The sequence below is a fragment of the Pseudoxanthomonas sp. z9 genome (genome assembly GCF_006542425.1).
GTDB lineage: Bacteria > Pseudomonadota > Gammaproteobacteria > Xanthomonadales > Xanthomonadaceae > Pseudoxanthomonas_A.
This window is the reverse complement of the sequence record NZ_VFID01000004.1, coordinates 393,256-408,841: the sequence shown is the minus strand read 5'-3', so window position 1 is coordinate 408,841 and position 15,586 is coordinate 393,256. Positions and strand designations below refer to the sequence as shown.

17 protein-coding genes are annotated in these 15,586 nt (G+C 67.5%); 10 read left to right on the top strand and 7 right to left on the bottom strand.

The genetic code is table 11. The annotated features are described in order from the left end of the window. Positions 1–23: 23 nt before the first annotated feature. The 5 genes from FG323_RS06455 to FG323_RS06435 form a co-directional block, all read right to left on the bottom strand. On the bottom strand, positions 24–1,199 hold the full coding sequence (locus FG323_RS06455) for a DUF4105 domain-containing protein (protein WP_255470071.1): 1,176 nt from the start codon (positions 1,197–1,199) through the stop codon (positions 24–26). A gap of 1 nt (position 1,200) precedes the next feature. Further along, positions 1,201–2,064, bottom strand: coding sequence for a transporter associated domain-containing protein (locus tag FG323_RS06450; RefSeq protein WP_141453691.1), 864 nt, complete (start codon positions 2,062–2,064; stop codon positions 1,201–1,203). Between the two features lie 63 nt (positions 2,065–2,127). Beyond that, on the bottom strand, positions 2,128–2,706 hold the full coding sequence (locus FG323_RS06445; RefSeq protein ID WP_141453690.1) for a hypothetical protein: 579 nt from the start codon (positions 2,704–2,706) through the stop codon (positions 2,128–2,130). Positions 2,707–2,763: 57 nt separating this feature from the next. After that, positions 2,764–3,252, bottom strand: a complete 489-nt coding sequence (gene ybeY, locus FG323_RS06440; protein WP_141453689.1) for an rRNA maturation RNase YbeY — start codon at positions 3,250–3,252, stop codon at positions 2,764–2,766. Further along, complete coding sequence (locus FG323_RS06435; RefSeq protein WP_141453688.1) at positions 3,249–4,232, bottom strand: PhoH family protein; 984 nt, start codon at positions 4,230–4,232, stop codon at positions 3,249–3,251. The genes ybeY and FG323_RS06435 overlap by 4 nt, the downstream gene beginning before the upstream one ends. Positions 4,233–4,526: 294 nt before the next feature. Between FG323_RS06435 and FG323_RS06430 the strand changes: the two genes are divergently transcribed. The 4 genes from FG323_RS06430 to FG323_RS06415 are packed head-to-tail and all read left to right on the top strand — an operon-like array spanning position 4,527 to position 8,235. Beyond that, positions 4,527–5,237, top strand: coding sequence for a TetR/AcrR family transcriptional regulator (locus FG323_RS06430; RefSeq protein ID WP_141453687.1), 711 nt, complete (start codon positions 4,527–4,529; stop codon positions 5,235–5,237). Further along, the gene (locus FG323_RS06425) at positions 5,227–6,189 is read left to right on the top strand and encodes an HlyD family efflux transporter periplasmic adaptor subunit (RefSeq protein ID WP_255470070.1); all 963 of its coding nucleotides are present in this window, start codon (positions 5,227–5,229) and stop codon (positions 6,187–6,189) included. Before FG323_RS06430 ends, FG323_RS06425 begins: the two co-directional genes overlap by 11 nt. A 22-nt stretch (positions 6,190–6,211) precedes the next feature. Further along, positions 6,212–7,147, top strand: a complete 936-nt coding sequence (locus FG323_RS06420; protein ID WP_141453797.1) for an ABC transporter ATP-binding protein — start codon at positions 6,212–6,214, stop codon at positions 7,145–7,147. Then, positions 7,144–8,235 carry an ABC transporter permease gene (locus tag FG323_RS06415; RefSeq protein ID WP_141453685.1) on the top strand — a complete coding sequence of 364 codons (1,092 nt, stop codon included), beginning with the start codon at positions 7,144–7,146 and terminating at the stop codon, positions 8,233–8,235. The genes FG323_RS06420 and FG323_RS06415 overlap by 4 nt, the downstream gene beginning before the upstream one ends. Before the next feature lie 108 nt (positions 8,236–8,343). On the opposite strand, the gene miaB is transcribed toward FG323_RS06415, so the two are convergent. Further along, the gene (miaB, locus tag FG323_RS06410; RefSeq protein WP_141453684.1) at positions 8,344–9,768 is read right to left on the bottom strand and encodes a tRNA (N6-isopentenyl adenosine(37)-C2)-methylthiotransferase MiaB; all 1,425 of its coding nucleotides are present in this window, start codon (positions 9,766–9,768) and stop codon (positions 8,344–8,346) included. Between the two features lie 227 nt (positions 9,769–9,995). Between miaB and FG323_RS06405 the strand changes: the two genes are divergently transcribed. From FG323_RS06405 to FG323_RS06380, 6 genes are all read left to right on the top strand, one after another. Beyond that, positions 9,996–10,955 (top strand): lytic transglycosylase domain-containing protein, encoded by a 960-nt coding sequence (locus tag FG323_RS06405; protein ID WP_141453683.1) that lies wholly within the window; start codon positions 9,996–9,998, stop codon positions 10,953–10,955. Between the two features lie 175 nt (positions 10,956–11,130). Next, positions 11,131–11,742 carry a ubiquinol-cytochrome c reductase iron-sulfur subunit gene (gene petA / locus FG323_RS06400; RefSeq protein WP_141453682.1) on the top strand — a complete coding sequence of 204 codons (612 nt, stop codon included), beginning with the start codon at positions 11,131–11,133 and terminating at the stop codon, positions 11,740–11,742. 3 nt (positions 11,743–11,745) lie between these two features. Next, positions 11,746–13,008, top strand: coding sequence for a cytochrome bc complex cytochrome b subunit (locus FG323_RS06395; RefSeq protein WP_141453681.1), 1,263 nt, complete (start codon positions 11,746–11,748; stop codon positions 13,006–13,008). Continuing rightward, positions 13,001–13,747 (top strand): cytochrome c1, encoded by a 747-nt coding sequence (locus FG323_RS06390; RefSeq protein WP_141453680.1) that lies wholly within the window; start codon positions 13,001–13,003, stop codon positions 13,745–13,747. The genes FG323_RS06395 and FG323_RS06390 overlap by 8 nt, the downstream gene beginning before the upstream one ends. Before the next feature lie 181 nt (positions 13,748–13,928). Continuing rightward, positions 13,929–14,564: a glutathione S-transferase N-terminal domain-containing protein gene (locus tag FG323_RS06385; protein ID WP_141453679.1), complete on the top strand. Its 636-nt coding sequence runs from the start codon at positions 13,929–13,931 to the stop codon at positions 14,562–14,564. Between the two features lie 137 nt (positions 14,565–14,701). Further along, positions 14,702–15,145, top strand: coding sequence for a ClpXP protease specificity-enhancing factor (locus tag FG323_RS06380; RefSeq protein ID WP_141453678.1), 444 nt, complete (start codon positions 14,702–14,704; stop codon positions 15,143–15,145). 113 nt (positions 15,146–15,258) lie between these two features. Here the strand turns inward: FG323_RS06380 and FG323_RS06375 are convergent, their stop codons facing one another. Further along, positions 15,259–15,585: a DUF3301 domain-containing protein gene (locus FG323_RS06375; RefSeq protein WP_141453677.1), complete on the bottom strand. Its 327-nt coding sequence runs from the start codon at positions 15,583–15,585 to the stop codon at positions 15,259–15,261. Position 15,586: the final 1 nt, after the last annotated feature.

Sequence of the window (15,586 nt, the reverse complement as noted above, 5' to 3'; positions counted from 1 at the left end):
CGGCGGGAAGGCCGCATCCTGCGTCAGCCCGCGTGACGTGACCGTCTGAATACGTATGCGAGAGCGAGGTGGACGGGCAGCAGCAACGCAATCCACGGCTGGTTGAACTGGTAGCCGAACGCGAAAGGCAGCCATTGCACGAACCATGCGAACAGCGCGCACAGCGCGACCAGGTGCAGGGCGATGGAGAACAGCCGGCCCGGATTGCGGCGACGCAGCACGGCGATTGCGCCGGGCAGCAGCAGGACACAGAGCGGATTGAGCAGCAGCAGGTTGTGGTTGCGCCAGGCGGCCCAGTGTTCGCTGAAGCCCCACAGATACACCAGCAGGCCACCGGCGATCGCGCACAGCGTCCAGAACGGCAACGCGATTGCGGCCACCGCACGCGGATGCCGGTGACCGGTCAGCAGCAGCACGACCGCGCCGACCAGCCCAGCGATCAGCCACGGCCACCAGCGCCGCGGAGCCTCGGCCGGTTCCGCCGCGATCCGGTGCGGCAGCAGTTCTTCCTCGGCCTGTACCAGCGGACGGCCGGCGGCGTTCTTCGCCTCGCGCAGGCTATCGGCCAGACGCATCGGGATGAAGGCTTCCTCCCAGCGCGACATCGGCTGGTCCGCCGAAGGCCCCAGGCCCAGGTCGAAACCCAGCCACATCCAGGTCGCGGGCGAGGCCAGCCGCACGCTTTCGCTGCGATAGGTATTGCCGCGCGAACGGCCGGCCAGTTGCGGCTTCAGCGCACCGCCCATTGCGTTGTCCAGCGCATCGCGCACCTGGGTGGAGCAGTTGGCGGTGAAGTAGTCATAGCGGTAGCGCGCGTTCTCCGGCCGCGCCCGCGCGGCCAGCGCCGCGGCCAGTGCCTGCGCCTGTTCCGGCGGCAGGTCCAGCCATTGCAGGCGCACCCCGCGGCCGCCGTCGCGGTACTGGGCCAGATCCTCGCCCAGCGGCAGATCGACCAGGTAGTACTGCATCACTCCGCGCGCGAAGTTGCCGACGAAGTCGGATTCGCCCGGATCGAAATAGCCGAAGTTGTAGGAAGTGGCCGCGCCGGTGGCGGGATCCACCACCACGATGGCGTTGTGGCCGAAGCGTTCGAAGAACACCTCGCCTGGCTGCATGGTCGCCACGCCGATGCGCGGCGCGGCGAAGGCCGATGTCGCCAGCAGCCAGAGCGCGGCGACGAGGAGCAGGCGGCGCAGCATGTCAGGCGTCGGCCAGGATGCCGACATGGAACGCATGCACGCGGCGCGCGTCGGCCTTGGCGACGCGGAAGGCGAAACGCCCCAGGGTGAGTTCCTCGCCGGTTTCCGGCAGGTGACCGATGGCGGCGGTGACCAGGCCGCCGATGGTGTCGTATTCGTCATCCAGGAAATCCGCGCCGAAGCGTTCGTTGAAATCGGCGATGGGCGTCAGCGCATCCACCACGTACTGCCCGTCGGCCTGCACCGCGATCAGCGAGGCGTCGTCCTCGGCTTCGTCGTGCTCGTCGTCGATCTCGCCGACGATCTGCTCCAGCACGTCCTCGATGGTGACCACGCCGGCGACGCCGCCGTATTCGTCCACCACGATCGCCATGTGGTTGCGCGACAGCCGGAATTCCTTGAGCAGCAGGTTGAGCTTCTTGGACTCGGGAATCAGGACCGCCGGGCGCAGCAGTTCGCGGATGCTGCCGGGGCCATTGTCGGCGACCACGCCGCGCAGCAGATCCTTGGCCAGCAGGATGCCGAGGATCTCGTCCTTGTTGTCGCCGTGCACGGGGAAGCGCGAATGGCCCGATTCCACGACCTGCTTCATCAGGTCCAGGAAGCGGCCGTCCACCGGCAGCGAGATCATCTGCGCGCGGGGGACCATGACGTCGCCCACGGTCAGCTCGGCGACCGTCAGCGCGCCTTCCATCATCCGCAGGGTGTCGCCGCCGATCAGGCCGTCGCTCTGCGCATCGCGCAGGATCGCGACCAGGTCTTCGCGGGAGGTGGGTTCGCCGGAAAACGCCGAACTCAGGCGTTCCAGCCAGCTGCGCCGTTTTTCGTGGTGCTCCGGCGCGGGGGTACTGTCGTCTTCTGACATCTCTCGGAAAGGGGCGCCCGCGACGCGGGCGACGGGGCAGAGTCTAGCAGGCGCGGCGGACGCTCAGCCGCCGGCGGGCGCCTCGGCCGGCGCTTCCTCAAGCGGATCAATGCTGTAGGTACAGCCGACCAGGGTCTTGCCGGGGTGGGAGGTGACGTTGGAGACGTTGAGTACCGCCGAGCGGACCAGGGTCGCGCCGGTGGCCGGATCGTGGACCTCCTCGCTGACCAGTTCCTTGCCGAACATGGCCTTGTCTGGCGTATCGACCGCCGTTTCCAGCTCCAGTTGCCGGGCCAACGGGCGCGGGTCCGGCAGGTCCAGCACCGCCATCACGCTGGAACCGGCGAAGGCGATGCGACGGGTGGGATGGCCGAACACCGTCAGCGGTGCGGCCAGTTCGTATTCGCTGAGGAACATGTTGGCCTGGGGTAGTGGCCGCCAGCCCAGCGCGACCGCCTTCAGCGGATCCTGCTGCGCGACCGCCAGCGCCATGAATTCCTCCGGCTGGCCCTGGCAGGCGATCAGCCGGGCAAGGTCGACCTTGGCGGGATCCGGCTCCGCCGCCTGCTCCGATGCCTGTGCATGAGCGCCGCCGGCCGCGGCCAGCAGCAGGAGGGCGAGGGCGGAACGGGCAGGACGCATGTGACGGATCCGGAGCATCGGGAAAGCGCGAAGCGTAGCGGCTGCGCGCGGCCGGGACTACTGCTCGGCGTAGGGATCGTCGATGCCGAGTTCGGCCAGGATCTCGCGCTCCAACTGTTCCATGCACTCGGCTTCCTTGTCGTCCTCGTGATCCCAGCCCAGCAGGTGCAGGGTGCCGTGCACGGTGAGATGGGCGTAGTGGGCGGCAAGCGGCTTCTTCTGCTCGCGCGCCTCGCGCGCCACCACCGGCGCGCAGATCACCAGGTCGCCCAGCAAGGGCATCTTCACGCCCTTGGGCAGCTTGACGCCCTCGGCGACGTCGGCCGGGAAACTCAGCACGTTGGTCGCGTAGTCGCGACCACGATAGTGCCGGTTGAGCGCGCGGCCTTCCTTGCTGTCGACGATGCGGATGGCCAGGTCGGCCTCGCGGATGCGTCCGCGCAGCGCCGCCGCCACCCACTTGCGGAAACTGACCGCCGCGGGCAGGCCCGCGCGCGGCAGCGCGTAGCTGACCGAAACCTCCAGCCGTGTCGGACCCTGCGTCATGCCGGACCTGTCTCCGAATCCTTGCCCTCGCGCGCATCGTAAGCCTGGACGATGCGCGCCACCAGCGGATGCCGGACCACGTCGCGGCTGCTGAAGAAGGTGAAGGAGATGCCGTCCACGTTGCGCAGCACGTCCAGCGCATCCTTCAGGCCGGACTTCTGGTGGCGGGGCAGGTCGATCTGGGTCAGGTCGCCGGTGACCACGGCGGTGCTGCCATAGCCGATGCGGGTCAGGAACATTTTCATCTGCTCGATGCTGGTGTTCTGCGCCTCGTCGAGGATGACAAACGCGTCGTTAAGCGTCCGTCCGCGCATGTAGGCCAGCGGTGCGATCTCGATCACGTTCTTTTCCAGCAGCTTGACCACCTTCTCCACGCCCAGCATCTCGTACAGGGCGTCGTACAGCGGGCGCAGGTAGGGGTCGACCTTCTGGGTGAGATCGCCGGGCAGGAAACCCAGCTTCTCGCCGGCTTCCACCGCCGGACGCACCAGGATCAGACGCTGCACCCGCGACTCGTTCAGCGCCTCCACCGCGCTGGCCACGGCCAGGAAGGTCTTGCCGGTGCCGGCCGGACCGATGCCGAAGTTGATGTCGTGGGTGGCGATGGCGTGCAGGTAGTTGGCCTGGTTGGCGCCGCGGCCGCGCACGGTGCCGCGCTTGACCTTGATCGCCACTTCCTGCGGCTCGAAGCCACCGGCGGCGACGTGATCGACGTTGGCGTCATTGAGGCGCAGGTGGATGGCCTCGCTGTCGAAGGTTTCGCTGGCGGTTTCCTCGTAGAGGGCGCGCAGCAGTTTCTCGGCGGCGGCAACCGCTTTTTCCGGGCCGGTGACCCGGAAGATCGCGCCGCGGTTGGCGATCTCCACGCCGAGTCTGAGCTCGATCTGGCGAAGATGGGCGTCGAACGGGCCAGTCAGGTTGGCCAGGCGTTCGGCGGTCTCGGGTTCCAGGGTGAATTCGCGTTTGCTGGGTGCAGTCATGGGTAGCGGAAGAAATGGCCTTGCCGCGGCGGACGGGCCGAAGGCGGCCGGCGGTGCCGGACGGGCAGGGCGGAGATGGAAATCGGGAACGGCCGCTTCGAGGTGGAGCGGGCACGGCGGATTTGCAAGCGACGGATCAGCGGAAGTGGGGGATCACGGCGGCATTCCTCGACCGAGGTGTCTGGAGCGGAAGGTTAAACCGCTGACCCTGCCGGCGCCAGACGCGCGGCCCGGCGATGACCGTCCGTCGGCTCATGCTTGCATTAATTAAATGATGAATTAAATAATGCGCGCATGCCGAAATCACCCACTCCCTCCCGTTCCCGCACGCCCGCCGCCGAAAGCGCGCGCGGCGCATCCGGACGCCGCAAGCGCGCTCCCGGCCGACCCGGCGCCGATCAGGCCGATCAACGCGAACGCCTGCTCGACGCCGCGCTGGCCTGCTTCGTCCGCCAGGGCATCGCGGCGACCTCGCTGCGCGACATTGCCGGCGAGGCGGGGGTGACCCCGGCGCTGGTGCATTACTACTTCGGCGACAAGCCGCAGTTGCAGCAGGCGGTGGTGGCCGAGCGCTTGTTGCCGGTGGTGGCGCAACTGCGTGAACCGGTCAGCCAGGCGGGTGACGACGTGGCCGCCCTGATCGCCGCGTTCGTGCAGGGCGTCGGCGGGCTGGTCGCGCGCCATCCCTGGCTGCCCACCCTGTGGGTGCGCGAAGTGCTGTGCGAGGGCGGCGCGCTGCGCGACCTGCTGATCGAACAGGTGGGGCCGATGCTGCCGCGGATGATGTCCGGGCGCTTCGCCGAAGCGCAGCGGCAGGGGCGGTTGAACGCTGATCTCGACCCCCGCCTGCTGATGGTCTCGCTGGTCGGGCTGACCTTCTTCCCGCTGGCCAGCGCGCCGATCTGGCGCGCGCTGTTCGGTGCCGGCGATGTTGATTTCGATGATCTGCGTCGGCACACGCTGGTGCTGCTGGATCGCGGACTGGAGCTGGATGATGCGAAGTGAGCGCAACCTGATCGCCGCCTGCGCGCTGCTGGCGCTGGCGGCCTGCAAGCCGGCCACGCCGCAGGCGCTGGGAACGCTGGAATGGGATCGGGTGACCCTGCCCGCGCCCGTGGCCGAGAAAATCGTGCGCATCGACGTGCGCGAGGGCCAGCGCGTCGCGGCCGGCACGCCGCTGCTGCAACTCGAATTGACCCGCACGCAGTCGCAACTGGAAGCGGCGCGCGCGCAGGCCCGGCAGAGCCGCGACGTACTCTCGGAACTGCTGGCCGGACCGCGGGTGGAAGCCATCGCGCAGGCGCGCGCCGCGCTGGCCGCCGCGCAGGCGCAGGCGAGCGACACCCGCGCCTATTTCAACCGGCTGCAACCGCTGGGCAGGCAGCAACTCGTCGCGGCTTCGGAAGTCGACCGCGCGCGGGCCGCCGCCGATAATGCCGCCGCGCAGGTGCGTTCGGCGCAGGCGGCGCTGCTGGAACTGGAGCGCGGCACCCGCAGCGAGCAGATCGCGCAGGGAGAAGCCGCGGTCGCCGCCGCCGAGGCGCAGGCCTCCGTGCAGGCGGTCACCCTCGACAAGCTCAACGTGGTGGCCCCACGCGCCGGGCGCGTCGACAGCCTGCCGTATCGCCTGGGCGACCAGGCGCCGATCGGCGGGCCGCTGGCGGTGCTCCTGGTCGGCGACGCGCCGTATGCGCGCATCTACGTGCCGGAACCGTTGCGCACGCGGGTCAAGGTCGGCGACGCGGTGCGCGTGCACGTGGACGGCCGCGAGCAGACCTATGCCGGCAAGGTCCGCATGATCCGCAGCGAACCGGTGTTCACTCCGTACTACGCGTTGACCGGCAAGGACGCCGCGCGCCTGAGCTACCTGGCGGAAGTCAGCCTGGGCAAGGACGCGGCGGAACTGCCGGCGGGTTTCCCGGTGCGGGTGGAGTTCGGCGATGGCCGCGGCGACTGATTCCGGCCACGACGGCCTTGCCATCCAGGCGCGTGGACTGACCAAGCGCTTTGGCGGACTGGTTGCGGTCAACGCGGTGGACCTGCGGGTGCCACGGCGCAACGTGTATGGATTCCTCGGGCCGAACGGCTCCGGAAAATCCACCACGATCCGGATGCTGTGCGGGTTGCTGACGCCCAGCGCAGGTGACATCGAGGTTCTCGGCCTGCGGATTCCGGAACAGGCCGAGCAGTTGCGCACGCGCATCGGCTACATGACCCAGAAGTTCTCGCTGTTCGAGGACCTGAGCGTGCGCGAGAACCTGGAATTCCTCGCGGCGGTGCAGAACCTCTCCAAAGCCGGGGCCCGCAAGCGCATCGACGAGCTGGTCGAGCAGTACCACTTCCAGGATCGGCAGAAGCAACTGGCCGGCACCATGAGTGGCGGCCAGAAGCAGCGGCTGGCGCTGGCCGGCGCGGTGATCCACGAGCCGGAACTGCTGTTCCTGGACGAGCCCACCAGCGCGGTGGATCCGGAATCGCGCCGCGACTTCTGGGAGAAGCTGTTCGAACTGGCCGATGCCGGCACCACGATCCTCGTTTCCACCCACTACATGGACGAGGCCGAGCGTTGCCATCGCATCGCCATCCTTGACCGCGGCGTGCTGGTGGCCGATGGCACGCCGGCGGATCTGACCGGCGAACTGGCCGGACGTACCCTGGCGGTGGACGCGGAACAGCCGCGCCAGGCGCAGAAGGTCCTGCTGGACCTGCCCGGCGTGATCAGCGTGGCCCAGATCGGCAATACCCTGCGCGTGCTGATGGCGGGCAATGGCGATGCCGCAGGCCGGGTCGCCGCGGGACTGCGCCAAGCGGGCATGCAGGCGGAGGTCACGCCTTCGCAGGCCAACCTAGAGGACGTGTTCGTCGCCGCCACCCGTGGCCGCCCCGATCCGGACGGGCAGGAGCGGGCGGCATGATCTGGCGCAGGCTGTCGGCGGTGATGCTGAAGGAAGTACGCCAGATGCGCCGCGATCGCATCACCCTGGCGATGATCGTCGCCATCCCGGTGATGCAGTTGCTGCTGTTCGGCTACGCCATCAACACCAACCTGCGGGATCTGAAGGCGGGCGTGGCCGACCAGGCGAACACCACGGCCTCGCGCGCGATGGTCATGGACATCGTCGCGACCACGGTGATCAAGCCGACCCTGGCCGCACGCACGCCGCAGGAACTGATGGAAGCCATCCGGCGCGGCGAGATCAGCCTGGGCATCGTGGTGCCGCCGGATTTCGAGCGCCGTCGCGCCGAGGGCCGCGAACAGGTGCAGATCCTGGTCGACGGCAGCGACAACGCGGTGCAGAGCGCGGCCGCCCAATTGGCCCAGATGCCCGCCGATACGGCGGTCCGTGCGGTGGTTCCGGTCGAGCGGCCGATCAGCGTGGTGGCGTTCTACAACCCGGAACGACGCTCCGCGGTGAACATCGTGCCGGGCCTGATCGGCGTGATCCTGACCATGACGATGGTGCTGTTCACCGGCGTGGCCATCGTGCGCGAGCGCGAGCGCGGCAACATGGAACTGCTGATCGCCACGCCAGTGAGCAGCGCCGAGCTGATGATCGGCAAGGTGCTGCCCTACATCGCGATCGGCCTGGTCCAGACCACGGTGGTGCTGGCGCTGGGCATGTGGCTGTTCGACGTTCCGCTCAACGGCAGTGTCTGGCACGTCTACGTGGCGGCGATCCTGCTGATCGCCGCCAACCTGACCCTGGGCCTGCTGATTTCCACGCGCGCGCAATCGCAGTTCCAGGCGATGCAGATGACCTTCTTCGTATTCCTGCCCTCGATCCTGCTGTCGGGTTTCATGTTCCCGTTCTCGGGCATGCCGCGGCCGGTTCAGTGGCTGGCGGAGGTGCTGCCGCTGACCCATTTCCTGCGCCTGATCCGCGGCATCATGCTGCGCGGCGCCAGCCTGTGGGAACTGTGGCCGGACGTGCTGGCGCTACTGGCCTTCATCACGGTGATGATGTCCGCCGCCATCCTGCGCTTCCGCAAGCGGCTGGATTGAGGCGGCGGCCCATCGCAGGAGCGACTCTTGTGGGAGCGACGTAAGTCGCGATGCTCTTCGCCCGCGAGCGAGGATTCGCGACTTACGTCGCTCCCACAAGGGGAGTTTTCAAGCCGCGTTCTCGTCGACCGTGGCCACCCGCCCGCGCAGCGAGTTGGTCAGCGCCTCGGTGATCACCACGTCGACGAACTGGCCGATCATCCGCGCGTGGCCGGGGAAGTTCACCGAGCGCATGTTCTCGGTCTTGCCGGTCAGTTCGTTCGGGTTCTTGCGCGAGGGGCCTTCCACCAGCACCGACTGCACGCTGCCGACCATCCGTTGCGAGATGCCGGCGGCATGCGCATTGATATGCGCCTGCAGCCGCTCCAGACGGGCGTGCTTGGTCGATTCGGCGGTGTCGTCTTCCAGGTCCGCCGCGGGTGTACCGGGTCGGCGCGAATAGATGAAGGAGAACGACTGGTCGAAGCCGACGTCCTCGATCAGCTTCATGGTCTTTTCGAAGTCCGCGTCGGTTTCGCCGGGGAAGCCGACGATGAAGTCCGAGGAAATCGAGATGTCCGGCCGCACCGCGCGCAGCTTGCGGATCTTCTGCTTGAACTCCAGCGTGGTGTAACCGCGCTTCATCGCTGCCAGGATGCGATCGCTGCCGGCCTGCACCGGCAGGTGCAGGTAGTTGGCCAACTGCGGCACGTCGCGGTAAGCCTCCACCAGTGAATCGCTGAACTCCAGCGGGTGGGACGTGGTGAAGCGGATGCGGCCGACGCCCTCGATCTCGGCGATGGCGCGGATCAGCAGGCCCAGGTCGGCCAGTTCGCCGTCGCCATAGGGACCGCGGTAGGCGTTGACGTTCTGGCCCAGCAGGTTGATCTCGCGCACGCCCTGGGCGGCCAACTGCGCCACCTCCACCAGCACGTCCTCGAACGGCCGGCTGACCTCCTCGCCGCGGGTGTAGGGCACCACGCAGAACGAGCAGTACTTGGAGCAGCCTTCCATGATCGAGACGAACGCGCTCGGGCCTTCGGCGCGCGGCTCGGGAAGGCGATCGAATTTCTCGATTTCCGGGAAGCTGATGTCCACCTGCGGCTGGCCGGACTGGCGGCGCTCGCGGATCAGTTCCGGCAGCCGGTGCAGGGTCTGCGGACCGAACACCAGGTCGACATAGGGCGCGCGCTTGACGATGGCTTCGCCCTCCTGCGAGGCCACGCAGCCGCCGACCCCGATCAGGACCGGCTTGCCATCCTTCTTCAGTGACTTCCAGCGGCCGAGCTGGCTGAACACCTTCTCCTGCGCCTTCTCGCGGATCGAGCAGGTGTTGACCAGCACCACGTCGGCTTCTTCGGGGTTGTCGGTCAGTTCCAGGCCTTCGGTGGCGGCCAGCACGTCGGCCATCTTGGCCGAGTCGTACTCGTTCATCTGGCAGCCGTGGGTCTTGATGAACAGCTTGCCGCGGGCCGGCGTGGCGGCCGGGCGTGCGGGGGAGGCGACGGGCAGATCGCCCGTCAGGGCGGTATCGGGGGCTTGCGTCCCGGTCATGGCGCTTATTCCAGTCGGGTGGGCGGGCGGAAACCGCATAGTTTACGCGGGGCGGTCCGGTTCCGCGCCGATTCGGCGTTGAAGGTGAGGAACACGCCTCGTCGGGGCGGACGCGCGGGCGGGACTTGGGGCGGATATCCGGATCCCGGACCCACCGCACAGATTCGAGGATTCCTTTCTTGGACAAGGACTTGGCAATCACTCCCGGATCCGGGACACTGCCCCGCATGAGGGGGACGCTACTGCCATTGGGGATGCTGGCCGCGCTTGCCTGCGTGATGCCGGCCGCGAGTGCCGGCACGCTGTACAAGTGCACGGGTGCCGATGGCGTTCCCGCCTATGTCAGCAAGCGCGTCAGCGGTGCCCGCTGCGAGGTGATCAGCCAGTACACGCCGGAGCGCGGCAGCCGGCGGGTCTCCGCCGTGTCCCGCCCGGCCGATGCTTCCGCCCTGTCCGCGCCGGCGGCCCCGCCGACCCGGCCCGGGGCCGCGATGGGCGGCGCGACGAGCGTGGCCGCGCCAGTCACGACCGCAGCTTCGGTGGCGCCTACCACCATCGCCCCGGCGCCGTTGCCTGCGGCCCAGCCCACGGGCGGAACCCGCCGAGTGGTCAGCGGGCAGGTCTACTCCTACATCAAGGACGGCGTGCGCCACTACACCAGCGCCCGCCCGCGCGGCGGCGCCGGTGCGGTCGCCAGCCTGCGCACCATCAAGTACAGCTTCATCGAGACCTGCTTCGCCTGCGGCAATCCGGGACTCAACTTCGGGACTCTGCGCCTGAACACCGCGGCTTACCAAGCGGAGATCGCCGCGGCGTCCCGAGAGTTCGGGGTCGACGAGGCGGTGATCCGCGCGATCATGCACGCCGAATCCTCATACAACCCGATGGCCCTTTCCCACGCCGGCGCCCAGGGCCTGATGCAGCTGATGCCGGCCACCGCGCGCCGGTTCGGCGTCAGCGACGCCTTCAACGCCGGCCAGAACATCCGCGGCGGCGTGCAGTACCTGTCCTGGCTGCTGAAGCGTTTCAACGGCGATCTGCGCCTGGCCGCGGCCGGGTACAACGCCGGCGAAGGCGCGGTGGACCGCCACGGCGGGGTACCGCCGTACCGGGAAACCCAGCGCTACGTCGAGCGGGTGGCGGTCCTGGCGGATCGCTACCGCGGCAACATCGCCGCCGCGCGTTGACGCGAAATCCCGCCGCGCGGCGGGTTCGGACCGCCGCAAACCCTTGATCCACGGCAAAACGTTGTCGGTCGGTTAAGGCTTCCGCTACACTTTGCTGTCTTTGCGGCCCGCCCCGAGCTTCGGGCGCGGGTGCTGGCAGCCTTTTAGCTACCTGATTGTTTTGCGGAGTGCCGGAATGGCCAACGATGGGGTCAATGGGCCTGTGAATACAGGCCGACGCCGGTTTCTGACTGCGACCACGGCTGTGGTTGGTGCGGTTGGAGCCGGTTTCGCAGCAGTACCGTTTATCAAGTCGTGGAATCCGAGTGCGAGGGCCAAGCTGGCCGGCGCCCCGGTGACCGCCGACCTCACCGGCCTGCAGGAAGGGCAACGCCTGATCCTGGAATGGCGCGGCCAGCCAATCTGGATCGTCAAGCGTTCCAAGGCGATCCTGGACGCGCTGCCGACCCTGGACAGCCGCCTGCGGGATCCGGAGTCCAAGAACACGGACCAGCAGCCGGCCTACATCAAGGGCGAGACGCGCTCCCTGAAGCCGGAAATCTCCGTGCTGGTCGGCCTGTGCACCCACCTGGGCTGCTCGCCGGAAATGGTCGCGGAAATCCGTCCCGAGCCGTACGACCCGGACTGGAAGGGCGGCTACTTCTGCCCCTGCCACAAGTCGCGCTTCGACATGGCCGGCCGCGTGTTCCAGGGCGTGCCCGCCCCGACCAACCTGGTGGTGCCGCCGCACTACTACGAGAACGACACGACGATCGTGATCGGCGTCGATCCGAAGGGAGCCGCGTAAGCCATGTCGAACATCATTACCCGTACCGCCGATGGCGTGATGGATTGGTTCACTGCGCGTGCGCCGAGCTTCATGCCGTTCTACCGGAAGCACATGTCGGAGTACTACGCTCCGAAGAACTTCAACATCTGGTACATCTTCGGCGTCCTGTCCTCGATCGTGCTGGTCAACCAGATCCTGACCGGCATCTTCCTGACGATGCACTTCAAGCCGAGCGCCGCGGAAGCATTCGCCTCGGTCGAGTACATCATGCGCGACGTCGAGTGGGGCTGGCTGATCCGGTACATGCACAGCACCGGCGCCTCGCTGTTCTTCATCGTCGTCTACCTGCACATGTTCCGCGGGTTGATGTACGGCAGCTACCAGAAGCCGCGCGAGCTGGTGTGGATCCTGGGCATGCTGATCTACCTGGTGCTGATGGCCGAAGCCTTCATGGGCTACGTGCTGCCGTGGGGCCAGATGTCGTTCTGGGGCGCCAAGGTGATCATCTCGCTGTTCGGTGCCATCCCGGTGATCGGTAACGGCCTGACCGAGTGGATCATGGGCGACTACCTGCCCGGTGACGCCACCCTCAACCGCTTCTTCGCCCTGCACGTGATCGCGCTGCCGCTGGTGCTGCTGCTGCTGGTGGTGCTGCACATCTTCGCCCTGCACGAAGTCGGCTCCAACAACCCCGACGGCGTGGAAATCAAGAAGGGCCCGAAGGGCAACCGCTGGTCGCCGACCGCGCCGGCCGACGGCATCCCGTTCCACCCCTACTACACGGTCGGCAAGGACCTGTTCTACGTGTGCATGCTGGTGATGGTCGCCGCGTTCATCATCTTCTTCGCGCCGGCCTTCGGTGGCTGGTTCCTGGAGCATGACAACTTCACCGAGGCCAACCGCCTGGTGACGCCGGAACACATCAAGCCAGTGTGGTACTACACCCCGTACTACGCGATGCTGCGCGTGGTGCCGCACAAGCTGAGCGGCGTGCTGGTGATGTTCGGCGCCATCGCGATCCTGTTCCTGGTGCCGTGGCTGGATCGCGCCAAGGTCAAGTCCTACCGCTACCGCGGCAAGCTGTCGTGGGCGCTGCTGCTGACCTTCGCGGTGAGCTTCCTGTGGCTGGGCAAGATCGGCGCCGGTCCGGGTACCGACATCGTCGAGACCTACATCGGCCGCGTGCTGACCGTTTACTACTTCCTTTTCTTCCTGACCATGCCGCTGTGGACCAAGTGGGACAAGACCAAGCCGGTGCCGGAACGGGTGACGACGCATGACTAAGACCTTGACTTCCCGCCTAGCTGTCTTCGCCAGCGGGTTGCTGATCGCGTTCTCCGCGCTGGCCGCCGAGGGCGGCGACAAGCTGCAGGCCGGCAACGACCTGAGCGACCGCGCCTCGCTGCAGCGCGGCGCCCAGCTGTACATGAACTACTGCTCGGGCTGCCATTCGCTCAAGTACCTGCGCTACTCGCGCATGGCCGAGGACCTGGGCCTGACCGAAGACGAGGTGATGAACAACCTCAACTTCACCGGCGCCAAGTTCGGCGAGCAGATCCAGGTGTCGATGCCGCACGACCCGGCCGGCAAGTGGTTCGGCAAGATGCCGCCGGATCTGAGCACCATCTCGCGCGTCCGCGGCAGCGACTGGATCTACACCTACCTCAAGTCGTTCTACCTGGATGAATCGCGTCCGCTGGGCTGGAACAACAAGCTGTTCCCGAATGCCTCGATGCCGAATCCGTTCTGGGAACTGCAGGGCCTGCAGCATGCCGAGTACGGCAAGCCCGACGCGGCAACCGGTGACCGCCATGTCGAATCGCTGAAGCTGACCCAGCCGGGTCGCCTGAGCACGCAGGAGTTCGATCAGGTCGCGCGCGACGTGACCAACTTCCTCGAGTACGCCGGCGAGCCGGCGGCCCTCAAGCGCCAGAGCCTGGGCGTCTGGGTCGTGCTGTTCCTGGCGGCGCTGTCGTTCCTGGCCTATCTGCTCAAGCAGGAGTACTGGAAGGACGTGCACTGACACGTCCGGCGCTCCCTGGTGCCGTCCGGCCGCATACGCCGGGCGGCGGGGCGATGCCCGGTGGCATGGCGGCCGCTTGGCATTTTCCTGAAGGGATTGCACACTCGGGGACCGTGGCGACCGCCGGCAAGGGGCTGGCGGCGTCGGTGCGATCGGCGGATTCCGATCGTCGGAGAGCCTGATGGCTGCGAGTCCACGTATGCGCAATACACTGACTTTGTTTTCCTCCATCGATGACGTGCTGTGCCATCGGGTACGGCTGGTGCTGGCCGCCAAGGGCGTCAGCTACGACTTCGTGCCGGTGGATCCGCAGAACCCACCTGAAGATCTCATCGATCTGAATCCCTACCATTCCGTGCCCACGCTGGTGGAACGGGACCTGGTGCTGTACGCCGCCTCGGTGGTCAGCGAATACCTGGACGAACGCTATCCGCATCCGCCGCTGATGCCGGTGGATCCGCTGTCGCGCGCGCGCCTGCGCCTGGCGATGCTGCGCATCGAGCACGACTGGGTGCCGCAGGTGCAGGCCATCCAGCTGGGCAACAAGCAGCAGGCCGAGGCCGGCCGCAAGCGCCTGAAGGAGTTGCTGACCGCGTCGGTGCCGCTGTTCAAGGCGAGCAAGTTCTTCCTCAACCCCGAAATGAGCCTGGCCGATTGCGCCATGGCGCCGATCATCTGGCGGCTGCCGTCGCTGGACATCCCGTTGCCCAAGGATGGCAAGGCCATCGAGGATTACGGCAACCGCATCTTCCGCAACCCCGGCTTCATCCGCAGTCTCACCGATGCGGAGAAGAAGCTGCGCGACATCCCGAACTGAATCCGGGACGACGCGAGTGAAGTCGCTGCCGCGGCGCTGGCATGGAACCGCGGGACGGTCGTGACTTATCCTAGGTCGGCGGCGCATGCCGCCGGCTCCGACGTCCGTTCCGCGGACGACTTCACCAGGCAGTACCGATGAACGATGAAACTCCCCGCATGACCAGCCACCGTCCGTACCTGTTGCGGGCACTTGTGGAATGGATCGCCGACAACGGCATGACCCCGCACCTGCTGGTCGACGCGACCCAGGCGGGCGTGCAGGTGCCGGCCAGCGCGGTGAAGGAAGGCAAGGTGGTGCTCAACATCGCCGAGCGCGCGGTCGTGCAGTTGAACATCGACAATCATTCGGTCAGCTTCACCGCGCGCTTCGGCGGCGTGAGCTTCCCGGTGATGGTGCCGATTTCCGCCGTGCTGGCGATCTACGCGCGCGAGACCGGGCAGGGCATGGCCCTGCCCGATGATGGCCATTCGCCCGGACCGGACGACGACGGCGGCGATGACGGCGCCGGCCCCGACAGCCCGGGCGACGACGACACCCCCGCGCCACCGAAGCGGCCGCACCTGCGGGTGGTGAAGTAGGCCAAGGCCACCTCACAGTGGGACTGTGGGAGCGACGTCAGTCGCGACTGGATGTCGGCAACATCAAGCGTCGCGACTCACGTCGCTCCTACAGGAAGGGAGCCCGGCCGGAATCAGTGCTCGAACGGCACCACGCTCGGGCGCACCGGGCCCACGAACGAGACCAGCGTTGCGCCGCGCAACACCAGCCGGCCCGTATGCCGGTCCAAGCCATCGTAGGAATACTCGAAGCGGAACGTGCGCTCCCAGCCCAGCCGACCGTCCTCATTGCGCCGCAGGCGCAGGCCCGCGGCGTGCACGGTCTGGTCCAGCCAGATGACACCCGCGGCGGAACACGCGTTGCGGCCAAGCGCTTCGGCCCGTTCGGCGGCGGCGCGCGCCGCGTTCCAGTACGCGAAGGCGGCGGCGCCGGCGATCATCAACAGGATCAGGCTGGGCATG